This is a genomic window from Labrys sp. KB_33_2 (genome assembly GCF_052114505.1).
Classification (GTDB): domain Bacteria; phylum Pseudomonadota; class Alphaproteobacteria; order Rhizobiales; family Labraceae; genus Labrys.
The window spans coordinates 104,632-122,595 of the sequence record NZ_JBFREW010000017.1; the positions used below are offsets into that span (position 1 = coordinate 104,632).

General features: G+C 58.7%; 11 protein-coding genes and 3 pseudogenes. 6 read left to right on the top strand and 8 right to left on the bottom strand.

All coding sequences use genetic code 11. The annotated features are described in order from the left end of the window. Positions 1–3 precede the first annotated feature (3 nt). Positions 4–195: pseudogene (locus tag AB4037_RS27065) on the bottom strand (ABC transporter permease subunit); the annotation flags it as partial. A gap of 256 nt (positions 196–451) precedes the next feature. Between AB4037_RS27065 and AB4037_RS27070 the strand changes: the two are divergent. The 3 genes and pseudogenes from AB4037_RS27070 to AB4037_RS27080 form a co-directional block, all read left to right on the top strand. Beyond that, on the top strand, positions 452–1,441 hold the full coding sequence (locus AB4037_RS27070) for a formylglycine-generating enzyme family protein (RefSeq protein ID WP_441773570.1): 990 nt from the start codon (positions 452–454) through the stop codon (positions 1,439–1,441). Beyond that, complete coding sequence (locus AB4037_RS27075) at positions 1,425–3,812, top strand: arylsulfatase (RefSeq protein WP_441773571.1); 2,388 nt, start codon at positions 1,425–1,427, stop codon at positions 3,810–3,812. The genes AB4037_RS27070 and AB4037_RS27075 overlap by 17 nt, the downstream gene beginning before the upstream one ends. A gap of 158 nt (positions 3,813–3,970) precedes the next feature. Next, positions 3,971–4,225, top strand: a pseudogene (locus AB4037_RS27080) (IS6 family transposase); the annotation flags it as partial. Between the two features lie 74 nt (positions 4,226–4,299). Here the strand turns inward: AB4037_RS27080 and AB4037_RS27085 are convergent. Then, positions 4,300–8,703 (bottom strand): chemotaxis protein CheB, encoded by a 4,404-nt coding sequence (locus AB4037_RS27085; protein ID WP_441773572.1) that lies wholly within the window; start codon positions 8,701–8,703, stop codon positions 4,300–4,302. Positions 8,704–8,944: 241 nt separating this feature from the next. On the opposite strand from AB4037_RS27085, the gene AB4037_RS27090 reads away from it, so the two are divergent. The 3 genes from AB4037_RS27090 to AB4037_RS27100 all read left to right on the top strand — a co-directional run bounded on the left by AB4037_RS27090 (position 8,945) and on the right by AB4037_RS27100 (position 11,759). Next, on the top strand, positions 8,945–9,295 hold the full coding sequence (locus tag AB4037_RS27090) for a COG4315 family predicted lipoprotein (RefSeq protein ID WP_434960394.1): 351 nt from the start codon (positions 8,945–8,947) through the stop codon (positions 9,293–9,295). Between the two features lie 397 nt (positions 9,296–9,692). After that, positions 9,693–10,490, top strand: a complete 798-nt coding sequence (locus tag AB4037_RS27095) for a LuxR C-terminal-related transcriptional regulator (protein ID WP_441773573.1) — start codon at positions 9,693–9,695, stop codon at positions 10,488–10,490. A 198-nt stretch (positions 10,491–10,688) separates the two neighbouring features. Beyond that, positions 10,689–11,759 carry a fatty acid desaturase gene (locus tag AB4037_RS27100; protein WP_441773574.1) on the top strand — a complete coding sequence of 357 codons (1,071 nt, stop codon included), beginning with the start codon at positions 10,689–10,691 and terminating at the stop codon, positions 11,757–11,759. 97 nt (positions 11,760–11,856) lie between these two features. Here AB4037_RS27100 and AB4037_RS27105 read toward each other — a convergent pair. The 6 genes and pseudogenes from AB4037_RS27105 to AB4037_RS27130 all read right to left on the bottom strand — a co-directional run. Then, a pseudogene (locus AB4037_RS27105) lies at positions 11,857–12,082 on the bottom strand (IS6 family transposase); the annotation flags it as partial. Positions 12,083–12,138: 56 nt separating this feature from the next. Further along, the gene (locus tag AB4037_RS27110; RefSeq protein ID WP_441773575.1) at positions 12,139–12,867 is read right to left on the bottom strand and encodes an SDR family oxidoreductase; all 729 of its coding nucleotides are present in this window, start codon (positions 12,865–12,867) and stop codon (positions 12,139–12,141) included. Positions 12,868–12,942: 75 nt separating this feature from the next. Further along, entirely contained in the window at positions 12,943–14,031 is a 1,089-nt protein-coding gene (locus AB4037_RS27115) for an ABC transporter ATP-binding protein (protein ID WP_434960398.1), read from the bottom strand. Positions 14,032–14,034: 3 nt separating this feature from the next. Further along, the gene (locus AB4037_RS27120) at positions 14,035–14,868 is read right to left on the bottom strand and encodes a carbohydrate ABC transporter permease (RefSeq protein ID WP_441773576.1); all 834 of its coding nucleotides are present in this window, start codon (positions 14,866–14,868) and stop codon (positions 14,035–14,037) included. Beyond that, positions 14,865–15,806: a carbohydrate ABC transporter permease gene (locus tag AB4037_RS27125; protein WP_441773577.1), complete on the bottom strand. Its 942-nt coding sequence runs from the start codon at positions 15,804–15,806 to the stop codon at positions 14,865–14,867. The genes AB4037_RS27120 and AB4037_RS27125 overlap by 4 nt, the downstream gene beginning before the upstream one ends. Positions 15,807–15,869: 63 nt before the next feature. Then, positions 15,870–17,153 carry an ABC transporter substrate-binding protein gene (locus AB4037_RS27130; RefSeq protein ID WP_441773578.1) on the bottom strand — a complete coding sequence of 428 codons (1,284 nt, stop codon included), beginning with the start codon at positions 17,151–17,153 and terminating at the stop codon, positions 15,870–15,872. Positions 17,154–17,964 lie beyond the last annotated feature (811 nt).

Consider the following 17,964-nt stretch of genomic DNA (forward strand, 5'->3'; position numbering starts at 1 on the left):
ACAGCTGATGCCGACGGCGCGCCTGTCGGAAGCAATCAGGGCAGGGCCACGCACGATCTGCATCGTGGCCAGTGTCGTGATGAGCGCATTGATGTGGAATTTCGCAATGACGAAACCGTTGACGAAGCCTACGAAAGTACCGCAGGCGATTGCCGCTACAAGGCCGAGCAGGATCGACCCGGTCGCGTTCGTCGACGGAGCATAGCGGGACGCGATTGGCGCGATATGGCAAGACGGGCGGCCTACCTATGCACGAAATGCTCGCAACGGCGTGCGATCTCGCCATCGGCTTGATGTCGGCTTGATGTCGGCTTGCGTGTGCGGGGCGGTCCGGCCTCCGATCTGCGGGAGCCCGCCGAGCAGCCGGTGTCTGTCCTCGCGCCGGCGTCGCGCTTCGGCGTCTGGCGCCTCATGAGAGCGATCGGGATGCAGAGTGACGGGAAGGCTGGCTATGCAGGCAGAGGCGGTTCACGGGGACGTGTCATCGGAGCATGCGCACGATGGCATGATCTTCGTGAGAGCCGGAATCTTCTGGATGGGCTCGGATCATCACTACCCCGAAGAGAAGCCGGCTCATCGTGTCAGCGTCGAGGACTTCTTCATCGATGAGACCCCTGTCACCAACGCACAGTTTGCCGAGTTCGTAGTCGCGACTGGGCATCGCACATTTGCCGAATTCGCGCCCGACCCTCGGGACTATCCCGGCATCTTGCCGGAGCTGCTGTATGCGGGGTCGCTCGTCTTCCTGGAGCCGGCCGGGCGCGTCGATCTCCGTGACTGGTCGCAATGGTGGTCTTTCCTGAAGGGCGCCAACTGGCGCCAACCCTATGGACCGCACAGCAGCATTGCGGGGCTGGATGATCATCCCGTTGTCCACGTTACCCACCACGACGCAGTGGCCTATGCCCGATGGAAGGGCAAGGATCTCCCCACGGAAGCAGAGTGGGAATTTGCCGCCAGAGGGGGTCTCGAACAGGCCGAATATGCCTGGGGCTCGCAACTGACACCCGATGGTCGGCATATGGCCAATACCTGGCAAGGATCGTTTCCGACGGTCAATCGCAATCTCGACGGATACTCCCGCACGTCGCCCATAAGGGCCTTTCCGCCCAACGAGTACGGTCTCTACGACATGATTGGAAACGTCTGGGAGTGGACGTCCGATTGGTTCGCCCCAAAGCACGAGGCGGACGCGACGAAAGCTTGCTGCATACCCAGAAACCCTCGCGGAGGGCTCGAGTCCGCCAGCTATGATCCGTGTCTCCCCCACATAAAAATCCCGCGGAAGGTTTTGAAGGGCGGATCGCACCTGTGCGCTCCGAACTACTGCCGCCGCTATCGACCGGCAGCCCGACATGCCGAGGCGATCGATACATCGACAAGCCATGTCGGGTTCAGATGTGTTGTCCGGAACGGAGAATTGAATGAAACGGCCTCCTAGTCAAAAATTCAGAGCGCGCTGGTTGGGCGCAGGCACGACGCTCCTGATGTTGGGATCGCCCGTGATGGCCCAGGAATCGCTGCCGTTTCCGTCAACGCCCTCGGGGAGCAAGGCCGGGCCAACGATCGCGGAATCGACCTACAGCCCCCTGCCGGCGAAGTCGCATCTTCCCGCCAATGCGCCCAACATCGTCGTGATTATGCTCGACGACGTCGGTCCAGCATTGCCGAGCACGTTCGGCGGCGTGATCAATACGCCTACATTGAGCCGCGTCGCCGGGGACGGGGTCACCTATAACCGCTTCCATAATGCTGCGATGTGCTCACCCACCCGCGCGGCCCTGCTGACCGGGCGCAATCACCATCGCGTCGGCTCCGGCCAGATCACCGAACTGGCGAACGACTGGGACGGCTATTCCGGCCGGATCCCGCGCACATCCGCGACTGCGGCGAAGGTCCTCGGCTATTACGGCTACGCGACGAGCGCCTTCGGAAAGTGGCACAACACGCCGGCCAACGAGACAACGGCCGTCGGCCCCTATACGAATTGGCCCGCCGGCCAGGGGATCGGCTTCGACTACTTCTACGGTTTCCTTGCTGGAGAATCCTCGCAATGGGAGCCTGCGGTCGTCGAAAACACGGTCCGGGTGAATCCGTCCGAAGCGAAGACAGAATATCACTTCACCGAAGACATGACCGACAAGGCCGTCTCCTGGATGAAGCAGGTCCACGCGCTGACGCCGGATCGGCCCTTCTTCATGTATTGGGCCCCCGGCGCCTCCCATGGTCCGCATCACATCTTCAAGGAATGGGCGGACAAATATAAGGGCAAGTTCGACGAAGGCTGGGACGTCACGCGCGAGCGCGTCTTCGCCCGACAGAAAGAACTCGGCTGGATCCCGAAAGACACCGAACTGACGCCGCGGCCGAAGACGCTTGCCGCATGGGCCGACATTCCCGAGGACGAAAAGCCGTTCCAGCGCCGGCTCATGGAAGTGTTCGCCGGATACACCGAACATGCCGATGCGCAGGCCGGCCGGTTGATCGATGCTCTGGACGAGCTCGGCATCCGCGACAACACGCTCGTCTTCTACATCTGGGGCGATAACGGCTCGAGTGCGGAAGGCCAGAACGGCACGATCAGCGAGTTCCTGGCGCAGAACGGCATTCCGTCCGAGATCAAGGATCATATTCGCACCATGAACGAACTCGGCGGGCTGGACGTGCTCGGGTCACCCAAGGTGGACAACATGTACCATGCCGGCTGGGCTTGGGCTGGCTCCACGCCATATCAGTCGACAAAGCTGATTGCCGCGCATTTTGGTGGAACGCGTACGCCGCTCGCGGTGTCGTGGCCAAGCAGGATCAAGGCGGACAAGACGCCGCGTCCGCAATTCCATCACGTCAACGATATCGTGCCGACGATCTACGAGATCTTGCACATCACACCGCCGAAGCTCGTCGATGGAGTCAGCCAAGATCAGCTCGACGGCACCAGCATGGTCTATTCCTTTATGTCCCCGACGGCATCGGACCACAAGAAGGAGCAGTATTTCGAGGTCATGGGCAGTCGCGCCTACTACAAGGACGGATGGATCGCGTCGGCATTCGGGCCGAGGGTGCCCTGGCAAGCGGGCGTCGATCCCTCGATCATGAAATGGTCGCCGAAGAACGATGTCTGGGAACTCTATGATCTCAAGAAGGACTTCTCGCAGGCCAAGGACGTCGCCGCCGCCAATCCCGGCAAACTCGACGAGCTGAAGAAGGCTTTCGAGGTAAGCGCGAAAGATAATAAGGTCTATCCGGTGGGCGGTGCGCTATGGTCCGCGATCTTCCATCCGGAAGACCAGCCATCCAATCCCGCCAAGACGTTCAACTATACGCAGGAAGTCGTTGGCGTTCCCGAGTTCACCGCGCCGAAGCTCGGATCGCGCAGCAACCTCGTCACCATCGATGCGGATTTGCAGCCCGACTCGAAGGGCGTGCTTTACGCACTTGGGGCCGTCTCGGGCGGTATCGCCCTGTGGGTCGAGGACGGGAAGCTCTACTACGAGTACAATCTGTTCGAGATCGAACGGACCCGGCTGGAGACGTCAGCCCCGCTGCCGACCGGGAGGGTTAAGATTGAGGTCGAAACAACGCGCAAGGCCAGTGGCGCTCGCCCCGAGCCTCTCGACATCGTCATCCGCGTTGACGGCAAAGAAGTCAGCAAGGGCCATGTCCCACGCTCGGCAGCGGGTACCTTTACTGCCAATGATGCCTTTGACGTCGGCCGAGACAGCTATTCCCCGGTCTCGCTTGCGTATTTCGATCGCAAGCCCTTCGCCTTCAATGGCACGATCCAGCATCTGAAGGTCGAATATCTGAACTGAGCGCCGACCGGTGGGAGGTAGCGAGCAAGACTGCCGCCACCGCCCTTCAAGGGTGGTGTTGCAAACGTCTCGGTCGGCGATGTGCAACATGAGAGCGCTATGCGTCCGATGGAGGGCGTTTTGTATTCAAAGGCCGCCATCTCGACCGCTCGCTTCTCCTGCTTTGCGAGCGCTGCAACCTGGCTTACGGACTGCGCCTGTGCGACTTGTAAGAGATGGTGGCGGAACGCGGCATCGGCGTCGATCACCGGACGATCCATCACTGGGTCGTTCACTCCTCGCCGTTGCTTCTGAAACGCTTCAACCGGCGCAAACGAGCTTGACCGGCAAGTGGCACATGGACGAGCCGAAGGGGAGCGCGGATCAGCAACACGTACGTGAAAGTGCGGGGAACGTGGACGTACCTTCACAGGAAAGCCCAAATCTGAAAAAGGGGACGCTCAAAGAGGTCGGCTCCACACCACAAATAGGCCGACGGACAGGCTCGTTACGAGTCGATGGACGCCGCCGCTAGCGCCAACCGGGCCAGCGCCGGAAGCGATTTCGAGCCCGTCTTCCTCATGATCGAGGCACGATGATTTTCGACCGTCCGCTGACTGATTCCAAGGTCTACCGCAATATTCTTGCTGGGGTGGCCGGAGAGAACCAAGTTCATGATCTGTCGCTGCCGTCTGGTCAGTGTGGCGATAATAGCTGCAGCGGCTTCCCGCCATGCGGACAAGGTGCTGGCATCGCGCGACCGCTCAAGGGCCCGTTTGACACTGGCGACCAACTCGCCGTGACCGAAGGGCTTTTCAATGAAATCCAGGGCACCTGCCTTCATGGCCTGAACGGCCATGCGCACATCGCTGTTGCCGGTGATCATGATGGTCGGCAACCGATGGATTTGGTGAGTCAGATGTCGTAACAATTCGAGCCCGCTCATGCCGGGTAGATATGCATCGACCAGAAGGCAGGCTTCGCGGCCCGGAAGGTAAACCTCCAGAAACGCCTCGCACGTCGCGAATGCCTCTACGATATATCCATCTTCATCAAACATCTTGCAGATTGCGTCGCGGATATAGCTGTCGTCATCGACGACAAAGATGACCGGACCAGCAGTTCTGCCAGCCTGAGTGTTGTCGCGGGGCTGCGAAGGTCTAGGTATCGACACCTGCGATGCATGAAGAAGGTGCTGGATGGTTTGTACCAGTTCCTTTGGCCGCACTGGTTTATTGAGCTGGAAGCAATCATGGCTGGCAATATCGCGCAGTGTTGCTGTCGATATATCACCGGTCAGGATAATGGCCGGGATATTCCGATGAAGCTGGGCCCGTAGTTTCGCCGTAACCCCGAGCCCATCCAGATCATTTGGCAGGTTGTAATCCGCTAGGATGAGGTCTGGTCGAACCCTTCCTCGTGCGATCAATCCGAGGGCATCGAGCCCGTCCGCCGCCATTGCCGTTTGATGATCTTCACCCGCGAGAAGAAGGCCCAGGAGATCGCGTAGCTCTGGATCGTCTTCGATGATCAGAATGGTGCCCGTGCAAGGGGAAGCCACGACCTTGCCTTCGGCCGGGGGTGACTGCCGGTCTTGAACCGGCACCGCCACCGGCCTTGCCTGGAGCACGACGTCCACGGCAAAGACGGAGCCTTTGCCCGGACGCGAGCGGACATGCACCCGGTGATCGAGCAACTCACCCAGATGTCGAACGACAGACAGGCCGAGCCCCAGACCGCGGCTGCGCTCGCGTGCGGCATTGTCGAGCTGATGGTATTCGTCGAATATTGCCTGCAGTTCTTCGTCGGGAATTCCGACGCCGGTATCCCAGATCTCGATGCTTAGCTTGTCCTGGCGACGGCGGCAGCCGAGCAGCACTCTGCCACGCCTGGTATATTTCAAGGCGTTTGACAGCAGGTTGCGGATCATCTGCTCGAGCAGACGCGGGTCACTATAGACGGCAAGGCCACAGGGAATGACACGTAGGACGAGGTTTTGTGCCTGCGCATGATAGGTGAATTCGTCCTTCAAGCGCTCAAGCAGATCGGCGACCCGAAAACTCGCCTTCTCGGCATGAACAGTGCCTGCTTCGAGCTGATTGATGTCGAGTAGGGAATTCAGCATGCCCGACATCGCAATGGTCGTATCATCGAGCCGCGCGGCCAGCACCAACGCTTCTTCCTTCCTGTCCTCCCTGATGCTTTTTTCCAGAATGCTCCTCATCAGGCTGAGCGCCTGAAGAGGTTGGCGGAGGTCATGGCTTGCAGCAGCGAGAAAGCGCGATTTGGCGATATTGGCGCGCTGTGCCTCCCGCCTGGCCGTTTCCAGCGCGTCCGTCACGTGCCTGCGTTCAGTAATGTCGGCAAAGGTAATGACGACGCCCTCGACACCGTTGTCCTGGGTGCGATAGGGCAAGATACGCCGAAGGTACCAGCTACCGTTGCGTGCTTTGATTTCCCGCTCGATGGGATGAAGAGTGTCCAGCACCGTTCGCGCATCCGCAAGAAGCGCACCATCGGCGGCGAGCGAACTCAAATCGGCGAGCGGTCGACCGACATCGGTCGGAATGACACTGAAGAGCGCTTTGGTTGCCGGCGTGAAGAAACGGATGTTGAGATTGGTGTCGAGAAAGAGCGTCGCGACATCGGTGCTGTAGAGGACATTCTGTAAATCGTTGTAGGTCGTGCGCTGACGTTCCAGTGTTTCCTGGAGCTGGCTGTTGAGGGCGGTCAGTTCCTCGTTGAGCGACTGCAGTTCTTCCTTAGACGTTACCAGCTCCTCGTTGGTCGACTGGTATTCCTCGTTAACGGAGAGGGCTTCCTCGTTGATGATCCTTTGTTCCTCGCTCGAAGTCTCCAGATTGCGGATGGCGGAGCTCAGCTCAGTCCTGGTCGCTTCCAGTTCTTCTTCGAGTTCGGCGATCCGAGGCGCGTCATGGGACGCATTCCCGCGCCTTTGCCTTCGGGCAGAAGCCGGTTCGTCGATAAAGCAGATCAGCAAGAGATCCTCGCCCCCGCTCTGAACGGGTTGCACGACGATACGGAACGATCCCCCGTCGTCGCGGTTCGAACGGACACCGGCGACGACAGTCCGTACATTCTCCTGGCTGGCGCGCTGGATGGCCGATCGAAGTTTGATGCGTATGTTCTGCCGGGCCATGGCCAGCAGGTCGCGTGTGGGGGACCCCGCCGGCACATGAAGATAGCGATCGGTCTGCCCCAGATAATAGAGGCACTCATGCTCCCGGTTGATCAGGATGGCCGCAGGCGCGTAGGTCTCCAGCACCATCCGCCGGCAAAGTTCGGCAAGGGCGGCTTGTCTAGAGGGCGCGCTGTTTTGCCCCGTGCGGGCCGGTACCCGCAAGCCGTCGCCGGCGTTCAGCGCAAAGTCGAGGCCTCCCGCCCGAGTGCGACCGATACGGCGATAGATGCGCTCGGGCTTGGAGATCATCTCGAAACGATCGGCGGCGTTGAGCATGGTCTCCGAATTGCCGAGAAGGAGAAACCCGCCCTCCCGCAGCGCGAAATGGAAGAGCGCGATGACTTTTTCCTGCGCTTCCGGAAGCAAATAGATCAGAAGATTGCGGCATGAGACCAGGTCGAGGCGGGAGAAGGGGGGATCGGCTAGAACATCCTGCACCGTGAAGACCACCATTGCGCGCAACTCGGGCAAAACCCTGTAGCCCTGCTCTTCCTTCACAAAAAAGCGCGCCAGCCGTTTCGGTGAAACATCCGTCTCGATCGTCGTTGGGTAAAGGCCTTCGCGTGCGCTCGCGACGGCGTCCGGGTCTACGTCGGAGGCGAAGACCTGCAATTTAAGATTGGGCGTTGCAGCCGCGATTTCTTCGCGAAAGAGCATCGCCAGGGAATAAGTCTCCTCGCCGCTGCTGCAGCCGGCGATCCAGATGCGTAGCGGCCGATCGGGTGGATGGTTGCGGACGAGGTTCGGAATGATCTTCTTAGCCAGAAAATCGAATACTTGTCGGTCGCGAAAGAAGCTGGTGACGTTGATGAGAAGATCCTTGGCAAGCAGATCCAGTTCGCCCGCATCGTTGTTCAGCAGATCGAGATAGCGCTCCATGCCTTCGGGCTCGATCGCAGCCATTGCCATGCGCCGTTCGATCCGGCGCTGCAGCGTTCCCGATTTGTAGAGCCTGAAATCGTGGGCGGTCCTGGTGCGAAGAAGTTCGAGGATTTGGGATAGCCCCTTTTTGGGTGAGCCTTCCAGGCCCAAATTGCTTTTTGTGCCTGGAAGGGCCATCCGCTGATCATATCGGGCCAGCGCGTCGGGCATCTCGGCAACAGGGAGCACGAGGTCCACCGAATCTGTCAGGATTGCATTGCGCGGCATACCGTCATAACCGGCCTCATTCGGATCCTGGGCGATGACGAGACCGCCCTCGTGCTTCACGGCCTTCAGCCCGACGCTGCCGTCGGCTCCGGTTCCCGACAGGATCACGCAGACGGCGCGATCGCCATATCCCTCTGCCAGGGAATGCAGCAGAAAGTCGAAGGGCAGGCGCGCGCCGTGGCGGGCCTGGGGTTCCGAAAGGCGAAGAGCGCCGTTGGCGACCGAGAGGTAGGTGCCGGGCGGAATGACATAGAGGTGATCGGGGTGAAGCCGCATGCCCTCCTCAGCCTGTCCGACGACCATGGAGGTGTGGCCCGCCAGCAGATCCGCCATCATGCTGTGATGCGTGGGATCGAGATGCTGTATCAGGATGAAGGCCATGCCATTATTCGCAGGCAGGGCCTTCATGAGACCGGCTGCAGCATCCAGCCCGCCGGCCGAGGCACCGATCCCGACAACCAAAAAATCGTCGTTCCCGCTCGGAGGACCTCGCTTTGGCAGCGAGCGCTGCCTGGATTGGCGAACTGCCCGCTGGTCCCGGGGTAGGTCATGTGTCGGCATGGCGCTTTTGCTTTCGCGAGGTCCTCCACAAATCCGGTGGCGCGTCATGTTATCACGAAATCCTGGTGGCGACGCCGGTTGTCGCAATGACCGCTTGGACGCCGGCCTGAGTAGATTCCGAGCCTGTAATTGCTCCTGCCGGCGACATACGCTGGATAATTGCAGGCTCGTGCCGTCGAAGAAGAAATGGGCACCTGCACGCCTTCACACCGCGGGCAACGCGGTGCATGGGATTATCGTCATGAAGATCCATCTGACGGGCGCTGCCGCCTTGTGCGCTGCACTGGGCCTACTCGTACCTGCCGCTCACGCGGGCATGCTCAAGGCCAAAAATGACATGACGCTCTATGTCTTTGATAAAGACAAGGCAGGAGTCTCGAGCTGTTATGACGATTGTGCCAAGAACTGGCCGCCCTATTTGGGTAAAACGGGCGAGAAGATGACGAAGGGTTGGACCTTGGCCAAGCGCAAGGACGGCCAAATGCAATGGTCGTATGACGGCAAGCCATTGTATTTCTATAAGGAAGACAAGAAAGCGGGTGATAAAGCCGGGGACGGTAAGGGCGGCATTTGGCACGTCGTGGCGGAATAATCGCGCGTCGCAGGCCAGGCTGGAGAAACAGTAGGCAAGGCTACGAAGTGCCCAGCTTTGGAGAAATCCCAGATATGATCAATCGCGGATCCTGCTGAGAAGGCCCGCGCGCCGGGAAAGCTCCCTTCGCATTCAAATGACGCACCTGCGTTGATATTGCGTCCAGGAAGCAAGGTAAAAGGCATGTATTCGCAAGCCCTTCCAGGGGGCGCCCGGCCCTGAATTCGTCAAAGCATAGGGCCGGCTTGGAGGCGCGGATTTGAGTAGTTTCCGAACCTACCGCCTCGTAAAGGCTGACGCATAGGATAGCAGGACCGGTAGGTCGCCTGCTGTGATTGCTAGCCCGTGTGAGCGTTCGAGCTGGGCATTCACGAGAAGTCCGACGGAGACTGAGGCCATGAATACGTCGCCGATGATAGATAAACATTTCAATAAAACAGTATCTTCGCCAGAAATCCGAGACGAGGGCAATTCGGCTTCCGGCTCGTCCCAGGATCAGAGCTTGGATTCTGTGTCGAAAAACCACCCTAAAACCAGTGTTGCCATTATCGATGGGAATACTCTTTTCCGCGATTGTTTGGCGCATTGCCTCGCAGTTGGCGATGCGGACTTGATGCTTACTAGCTATCGGGATGTGGAGCATTGGCATGGGATAGCTCCCAACGTTCCGGTCGGGATTGTTCTCCTATGTGCCACGGGGCTTGAGCCGACCAGAGTTGCGATTCGCCGCAATGTGGCCTTTGTCATTCGAGTTGCCTTTGCAGCACAAGTCATTGTCGTGTCCGACAGGGAGGAAGCGCTTGAAATTGTTGAAGCGCTCGAACAGGGGGCAAAAGGCTATATATCCATGAGCGCAAATCTCGACGTGGCTATCGCAGCCATTCGTCTGGTACGCGCAGGAGGAATCTTTGTTCCGGCCGGTAGCCTTACGGCGTTCCGGTCTGCTGCTGCGTCGGTTTCAGATCCGAGGGCGCGCGACGATCAGGACCAGAATCTCTTCACCGATAGGCAGCTCGACGTCATTCGCCTGTTGCGCCAGGGAGAGGCAAACAAGCGGATTGCGTACAGTCTCAATGTGGGCGAGTGCACGGTCAAGGTGCATGTCCGCAATATCATGCAAAAGATCAAGGCCCGCAATCGTACCGAAATCGCATTTCTCACAAAGGGGCTATTCCCGCAGTCGGAACTAAATTGATCCGAGGATAGGAGTTCATAGGGAGGGGAGTTCGGTAGGTGAGGCCGATTTCCTGCGCCCTGAGTAGTTTCCGAGGCTACTCTGTCGGATGGCTGCCAGCTACAACTGAGGTTCGGATTGCCCGCGTGGAACGCAGATGCAGCGAACGGCTGTGGCCGTTGCGTGAAGTGTCCACCGTCCATTTATTTGAGAATTCGGATGTTGGACGACAAAGACATCGATGCCCTCAACCAGGCTCCGCGATCCTGGAATTTAATCCTGGGCCGATATCGTGAGCCCGCAACCTCACGCAGTGTCTTCGAGGTGTTGGTCACAGCCATTCCGTTCATCGGCCTGTGGGGGCTCATGTGGCTAGCGCTCGGCATCGGCTATTGGCTGTGTCTTCTTCTGGCTATACCGACTGCCGGATTCCTCGTACGCCTCTTCATGATCCAACATGATTGCGGACATGGAGCGTTCTTTCGCCGACGCGCGACAAATGACTGGCTCGGCCGGGTGATCGGTGTGGTGACACTGACGCCTTATGGCTTTTGGCGCAGGGCCCACGCGACGCATCACGCAGCCGTGGGCAATCTCGAGCATCGAGGCGTGGGAGATATCTTCACCCTCACAACCACTGAATATCTTGCCCTGAACCCTTACAGCAAGCTCGGCTATCGCCTGTATCGAAATCCGATCGTCTTGTTTGGCTTCATGCCGGCCTATCTGTTTTTGCTGCATCAGCGCCTGCCATTCGGTTTCATGCGTGCCGGATGGCAGCCCTGGTTCAGCACGATGGGAACAAATGCAGCAATCGCAACGCTGGTCGTTACGATGCTATGGCTCGTGGGGATCAAGTCATTTCTTCTCGTGGAAGGCCCGGTGATGTTGATCGCCGCCTCGATCGGGGTCTGGTTCTTCTATGTGCAGCACCAATTCGAGGATACCCAATGGGCACATGACGGTGACTGGAATGTGCAGGAGGCAGCGCTTCATGGAAGTTCCTATTATGAACTTCCACCTCCTTTGGCGTGGTTCACCGGTAATATAGGTGTGCATCACGTACATCATTTATGCAGTCGTGTTCCGTTTTACCGCCTTCCGCAGGTTTTGATCGATCATCCGGCATTGGCAACCGTCGGCAGGCTTACGCTGGTCCAAAGCCTGCACTGCGCCGGGCTGGCTTTGTGGGATGAAAACCAGGGAAAACTCATTTCGTTTCGTGAATTGCGCAGGCGTCGCCTGAACGCAGCCACCGCTCCGTCGCACCGCCATAATATCAGCCTCTGACCTCCAACCGGTTGCTCGCGGGCCCTGCAGCGCCAGGCGACTCATCAGCAGAGGGGGACAAGGAAACGGAGGCTGGGCATGAAAATTGCGCCAGCAAGTCCAGATGCCAACCACCGGTTGGGCTGGGTCGCCTACGCCGCAGCCCCTTCGCAAAACCGCGGCCCGAACTCGGCGACCCAACGACGGACAGTTTTGTCGGAGATGTCGAGCTCTCGCTCCGCCAGAAGGTCCTCAATATCGCGGTAGCTCAAGGAGAAGCGAAGGTACTGCCAGATGGCATGCCGAACGACCCTGGGCGGGATGCGAGGGCGGGCGTAGGAAATGGATGTCGTCCCCGCCCTTAACCCAGCCCGGACGTCTCCGTGACGGTGCCTTTTCCCTATCTGCAGCTATAGCCGCCATCGATTGGAAGCGAGACACCGGTGATCATCGATGCCGCATCGCTCAGCAGGAACACGATGGGAGCGGCAATTTCGTCCTCCGTTGCCCAACGGCCCAGTGGCATGTTCTTCAAGAAAGGCTCAGCAACGTGGGGCTGGCTCCAATGTCCGGATGATATCGGCGTCATGACCACCGTTGGGTTCACGCTGTTGACGCGAATGTTGTATTTGCCGAGCTCAAGTGCCGAGACACGCGTGATGTTGTCGAGTGCGGCTTTGGACGACCCATAGGAGATGTGACCGTCGAGAGCCACCAGGGCAGCCTGACTGGAAACGTTGACGATAGCGCCGCCCTCGCCAAGCCGAACCATCGACTGGGTGGCGTATTTGGTGACGATCAGTGCACCGCGGGCATTGATGCTGATCACCTTGTCGAAGATCGCGATATCGGTATCCATCGGGGTGGCGATCTCTCCGCCAAAGCCGCCGCAATTGACGGCCCCCCATAGATCGAGCCCTTCCAGGGCGCCGCGGATCTCTTGCTCCGATGCAAGATCGAACGCCAGGGTGCGGCAGCCTGTTTCCTTCGCAATCGCGTCCAGCGCGCTTTGCGAACGTCCGCTCGCGATGACCTTGGCATTGGCCTTGACGAGATGGCGCACGGTGGCTCCCCCGATCCCGCCGCTACCACCCGTGACCAAGATAGTGCGCCCGTTGAAGTCGGTCATTTGTCGTCTCCTTTGCAAGTTTTTGTGGTGCCCGAGGCATTTGCGCTGCCTCGGCGGCGGCACGAAGCCGGTTCGTCAGTTTGCCTGTGACACGCGTAGGCCAGCGGCGTTGAACAAGTGGCAGGCCTCCGCAGGGAAGGACAAAGCAATCCTATCCCCCGCTCGGGCGCGGCGGCCCGCACTGTCGCGGATAACGAGGGCTTCGTCGTTGCAACGCAGATGAATAAAGGTGTCGCTGCCCAACATCTCGACCATGTGGGCTTGGCCGATATAATCAGCGGCCCCCCCGTCAAGGGAGTAGGACACGTGCTCGGGCCTGATGCCCAAAGTCACCAGATCGCCAGGCTTCAAGCCTGCGATCGGGGGAACGGGCACATGGGCCCCGATCTCCAGCGCAATGGATATTTGCCCGTCGGCAAGGGCTTCGGCCCTGCCTTTCAGGAGGTTCATGGCCGGTGAGCCGATGAAACCGGCAACGAAGAGATTGGCCGGCCTTTCATAGAGCTCCAGCGGCGGGCCGACCTGCTCAATGCGGCCCGCATTCATCACCACGATGCGGTCGGCCAGCGTCATGGCCTCGACCTGGTCATGGGTGACGTAAATCATGGTCGATGCAAGTTCGGCCTTGAGGCGGGCGATCTCGAGCCGCATGCCGACACGCAAAGCCGCATCGAGGTTCGACAAGGGTTCATCCAGAAGGAATAGCCTGGGCTTGCGTGTAATCGCTCGTCCTATCGCAACGCGCTGGCGTTGCCCGCCGGAAAGCTCCCGAGGCCTGCGACGAAGATAGCTGGACAGGCGCAGTTTGTCCGCCACCTTGCCAACCCGGTCCGAGATCTCGCTACGCGGTGTGCGGGCTATTTCCAACCCAAAGCCTATGTTCCGCCTGACATCCATGTGCGGGTAGAGTGCATAGGATTGGAAGACCATCGCCACGCCGCGCTCTGTCGGCTCGGCCGCACTCATATCGGCACCGTCGATGAGGATACGGCCCGATGAAATCGGCTCGAGCCCGGCGATGATCCGCAACAGGGTGGACTTCCCGCAGCCCGAGGGCCCAACGAGCACGCAAAACTCTCCATCGGGTATGGTCAGCGAGAGTTCCGGTATGACCGAGTAGCTTCCGTACCGCTTGGTGATGTTGTCGATCGACAGCGTGGCCATATCTCAGCCTTTCACCGCACCAGCCAGCAGACCTCGAACGAAGGCTCGCTGCACCAGCACATAGAGGAGGATCAGGGGAAGCGCGATCAGAGTCAGGATCGCGAACAAAGCGCCTGGATTGGCCATATAGAGGCCGGAATACTGCATCGGAACGATGGTGAGCGTTTTCATCTCGGCCTTGGTCAATACGATCAGCGCCAGGAAGAATTCGTTCCATGTCACGATGAATTGCCAGATCGTCACGAAGACCAGGGCCGGTCGCACCAATGGCAGCGCCACGTGCCAATAGGTCTGCCAGGGGGTGCACCCGTCAACACGTGCTGCTTCGAAGAGCTCCTGCGGAGAGTCCTCCATGAAAGCCTTGAGGATCACCATGGCGAAGGGCACGCCAAGCGCGGCATAGGGCATGATCAGCCCGATATAGGTGTTGATCCAGCCGAAATTCTTGAGAAGGATCGCAAGCGGGAGCACCAGCGAGGCGAGGGGCACCATCAGCGTGGTCAAAAGGGCTGTATAGATAAAGAGTGTTCCCCTCAGGCGCAGTACAGCGCAGGCGAAAGCAAAGAGCGAGGAAACCGCGACGACGATCGCCACAGTCGCAACCGTGACGATAAGGCTGTTCAAGAAGATCCTGCTGAGAGGATTGTCCCTTATTACCGTCACGAAATTGTCGAAGGTGACAGGCCAGGTGACAAGAGAAGCGTCGAAGGCCTGTGCCGGGGTCCGCAGCCCGATCGAGAGCATATAGATTTGCGGCACCATCCAAAGCGCCAGCACGATGAACAGCACGAAGTGAACGGCAAAAGAGTGGATCTGGCTTCGGGTGAGGCTTGTCACGGTCGCTCCTTCGAGGCAGGCGCGAGGCGGGTGCCGAGTAGAACGATCTGAACCAGCGAAAGCGCCAGGGCGAGCAGCAAGACGATAACCGAGAGTGCCGCTCCTCCTCCGCCATCGTTGAGGATGAAACTCTGTTTGAAAATGTAGGTGCCGAATACCTCGCTGGCATGGTTGGGCCCGCCGCCGGTCATCAGATGGACGATCGGAAAGGTCTGCAGCGTACCGATGATGCCGAGCAACAGCAGCGACTTGGTCGCCGGAGCAAGCATCGGTATCACGACATTCACAGCCAGGCGCCAGCCAGTCGCGCCGTCGATACGGGCCGCATCGAGTATCTCGCTCGGCATGTTCGCAATGCCCGCGATATACATCAGCATCGAAAACCCGGTCCACTGCCAGATATTCACGATGATAAGGGCATATATTGCCGTCTTGGCATCGCCGATGGGCGAGGTCGACATCGTGATCCCGACATGCCTCAGATATTCCTGGGCGATGCCATAGTAAGGCGCGTAGATCTGGACCCATACGAGGCTGACGACGGAAACCGATGTCACCACCGGCAGGAAGAACATCGTGCGGAAAAAGCCGCGCAGACGATGTGTATGCCGTTCGATGAAATAGGCGAGCAGGCCGCCAATCAACATCTGTACCGGGATGGTGATCATCGCCCAAAGCGTCATGTTGCGGACGACCAACCAGAATGTCGGGTCGCGGAATACGGCGATGTAGTTCGCCAATGCGCTCAACGAGATTGCGCCAGCCGCATCCTTGACATAAACACTTTGGCCCAGAACCCAGAGAATGGGATAAGCGATGAAGACGACGAACAGCGCTACCGCCGGGACCACGAAGCTGTAGAGGCGCAGCAATTTCGTTGAAGAGGAGGGCTTCGTCGTCGCGATCGCATGTCCCGTCATCCCGGTTCTTGCTGCCATGTTTTCATCTCCGGGAAGGACCGGGCGCGCCGCACCCGGCCCCTGGGCTGTTCAGCTTGATGGTCACTTGCCGAGAGCTTTGTCCGTCGCAGCTTGTACGGAGGCCAATGCCGCCTCTGGCTGAACACTGCCATCTGCGACGCCAGCGAGCGCGTTGTCCAACGCCTCGGCAACGGCGGGCGAGGCAAATCGCTGGTTCTCGGCCTTTGGCAGGTCGGCCATGAATCGAGCCGACATTTGCTTGACGTGATCGGTGATGTCGCCCTTGGGCTCATGCCCCTCGAAAGCCGGCAGATCGTTGAGGTCGTTCAACGCCGCCTGCAAGCCGACGCCGTTGGTCAACTCGGAGAGGAAGGTCCAGGCCTCGGGATTCTTCGCGCCGTTCTTCGTCAGGCCATAGCCGATGTCGATGCCGCCCACCGGCGGGCTTGCGGATCCGCCGTCTCTGACAGGCGGAAGATAGAAATAGTCGAAGCCATCCATGTTCTGGACGAATTCGGAAAGCGGCGGCGGAAATTTACTTTCCTGCATCCACCACGAACCCAGTGCCATCATGCCTACGCGACCCTGCGCGAACAATTGAGCGCCGGTGGGATAGGCATGCGCGCCCAGGGCGCCCTGCTGGAAGATCCCGTCGTCGAACAAGCCCTTCCAGGCCTTCATTGCAGAGATCAGTTCGGGGGTCGACCAGGGGATCTGGCCAGCCTGAGCCTTGTCGACGATTCCTGGCGAGAATTGGTTGGCGAGCATCAGAAATACGTTCTCGTTCTGCCAGCCGTCAGCGGCCCCTTGGAACATCGGAATATAGCCACCATCGGTGAGAGCCTTGGAAGCCACCTTCAAATCGGCATATGTCTTGGGTACGGCGATGTTCAATTTTTCAAAGAGTTTTCTGTTATACCAAATGCAAAGAACCTGCGATTCCTGCGGAACAATATAATTATTGTTGTCTCCGGCCGGGTTTCCCATCTGCATCTGCTTGCGGTTGACGGCGAAAATCTTGTCTTTCCAGCCGTCGCCCCACGTCTTCGCGGCGAGCTGGTCGATCGGAACCAGATTGTCACGATATTGTTGGGTCAGGGAGCCCGGCTGCAGGCCGATGACATCGGGTAGACTGTTCGAGGCGGCAGCCGCTTTAAGCGCTGTGATGTATTCTGGCGAGTAATTATAGTAGGTATAGGTTACCTTGATATCCGGATGCGCCTTTTCGAAGGCATCGATGGACTTTTGCATGGTGCTCTGGATGAACCAGGACCACACCGTGACTTCCTTTTGCTGCGCAAATGCCGACACGGTCGACAAGGCGAACACAAGCAAGCTTGTGCCAAGAAAGGCTCTGCGTCGCATAACGTTTCCTCCTCATGGATATTTTTATGTTTAGGCGCGCGCACGGTGCCGTAACTGCTTGTGGTCCTTCCTCGCTATGTGCGCATTGAAACGAGGCAGCGAAGACGTTGCGGCTGAGAGACCGGCGTGATGTCGACGATGTCTCGCCGATCGATCTCTATGACCTGTTTGATGAGCCTCGGACGATTGCGTCGGGGTAGCGGCTTGGAGGGCCAGTCGAAGCCAGCGTCAGTTACATCGGCCCCGACATCGCTATCCGCGTTGCCGGTGAAAATGAACTCAGAGTGCTCATCGCGGCCAGTGCGACTATGTGCCGGTTTTTGATCAAGTCTGGCTGACACCGGGTGATCCTCGTTGACGGCACCGCTTTGGTTCGCTTGCCATAAAAGCAAAATTCCAAACTCTGTCAATCTCTATCTAATTAGCGCAGTCAAATTGGGAGAGCTTCCATGTCCAAGCTCTTGATGCACCGCGATATCTTCGATATTTATGCCAAAGTTGAGTGAATTGGCCGGTGATCTATCCTCCTTCGGGGCTGGGTCGGGCATCGACGCCATCTCCGTTTTTGGTTTCATATTTTCTCCTCATTTCCGGAGACTATGATCAAATGACGAGAGGGGAGCATGAAAATCAATGTGAGTGATGCAGATTGTCACGGTTCCGGCAGCGATGGTGTCATCATCAGCAAGACTTCGATTGCTTACTTGATCGATAATGGTAGAAATTGAAGGATTAGGCGCAATGATCGGATCTGGTCTGGTCATAGATTGCGGGTACACGACCTGTTAGTGGCAGCGGGAAGCGCGCAGGC

Excerpts from the sequence above, each read along its gene's own strand:
- AB4037_RS27070 (WP_441773570.1), top strand. The coding sequence starts at position 452 with ATGCAGGCAGAGGCGGTTCACGGGGACGTGTCATCGGAGCATGCGCAC.
- AB4037_RS27075 (WP_441773571.1), top strand. The coding sequence starts at position 1,425 with ATGAAACGGCCTCCTAGTCAAAAATTCAGAGCGCGCTGGTTGGGCGCA.
- AB4037_RS27085 (WP_441773572.1), bottom strand. The coding sequence starts at position 8,703 with ATGCCGACACATGACCTACCCCGGGACCAGCGGGCAGTTCGCCAATCC.
- AB4037_RS27090 (WP_434960394.1), top strand. The coding sequence starts at position 8,945 with ATGAAGATCCATCTGACGGGCGCTGCCGCCTTGTGCGCTGCACTGGGC.
- AB4037_RS27095 (WP_441773573.1), top strand. The coding sequence starts at position 9,693 with ATGAATACGTCGCCGATGATAGATAAACATTTCAATAAAACAGTATCT.
- AB4037_RS27100 (WP_441773574.1), top strand. The coding sequence starts at position 10,689 with ATGTTGGACGACAAAGACATCGATGCCCTCAACCAGGCTCCGCGATCC.
- AB4037_RS27110 (WP_441773575.1), bottom strand. The coding sequence starts at position 12,867 with ATGACCGACTTCAACGGGCGCACTATCTTGGTCACGGGTGGTAGCGGC.
- AB4037_RS27115 (WP_434960398.1), bottom strand. The coding sequence starts at position 14,031 with ATGGCCACGCTGTCGATCGACAACATCACCAAGCGGTACGGAAGCTAC.
- AB4037_RS27125 (WP_441773577.1), bottom strand. The coding sequence starts at position 15,806 with ATGGCAGCAAGAACCGGGATGACGGGACATGCGATCGCGACGACGAAG.
- AB4037_RS27130 (WP_441773578.1), bottom strand. The coding sequence starts at position 17,153 with ATGCGACGCAGAGCCTTTCTTGGCACAAGCTTGCTTGTGTTCGCCTTG.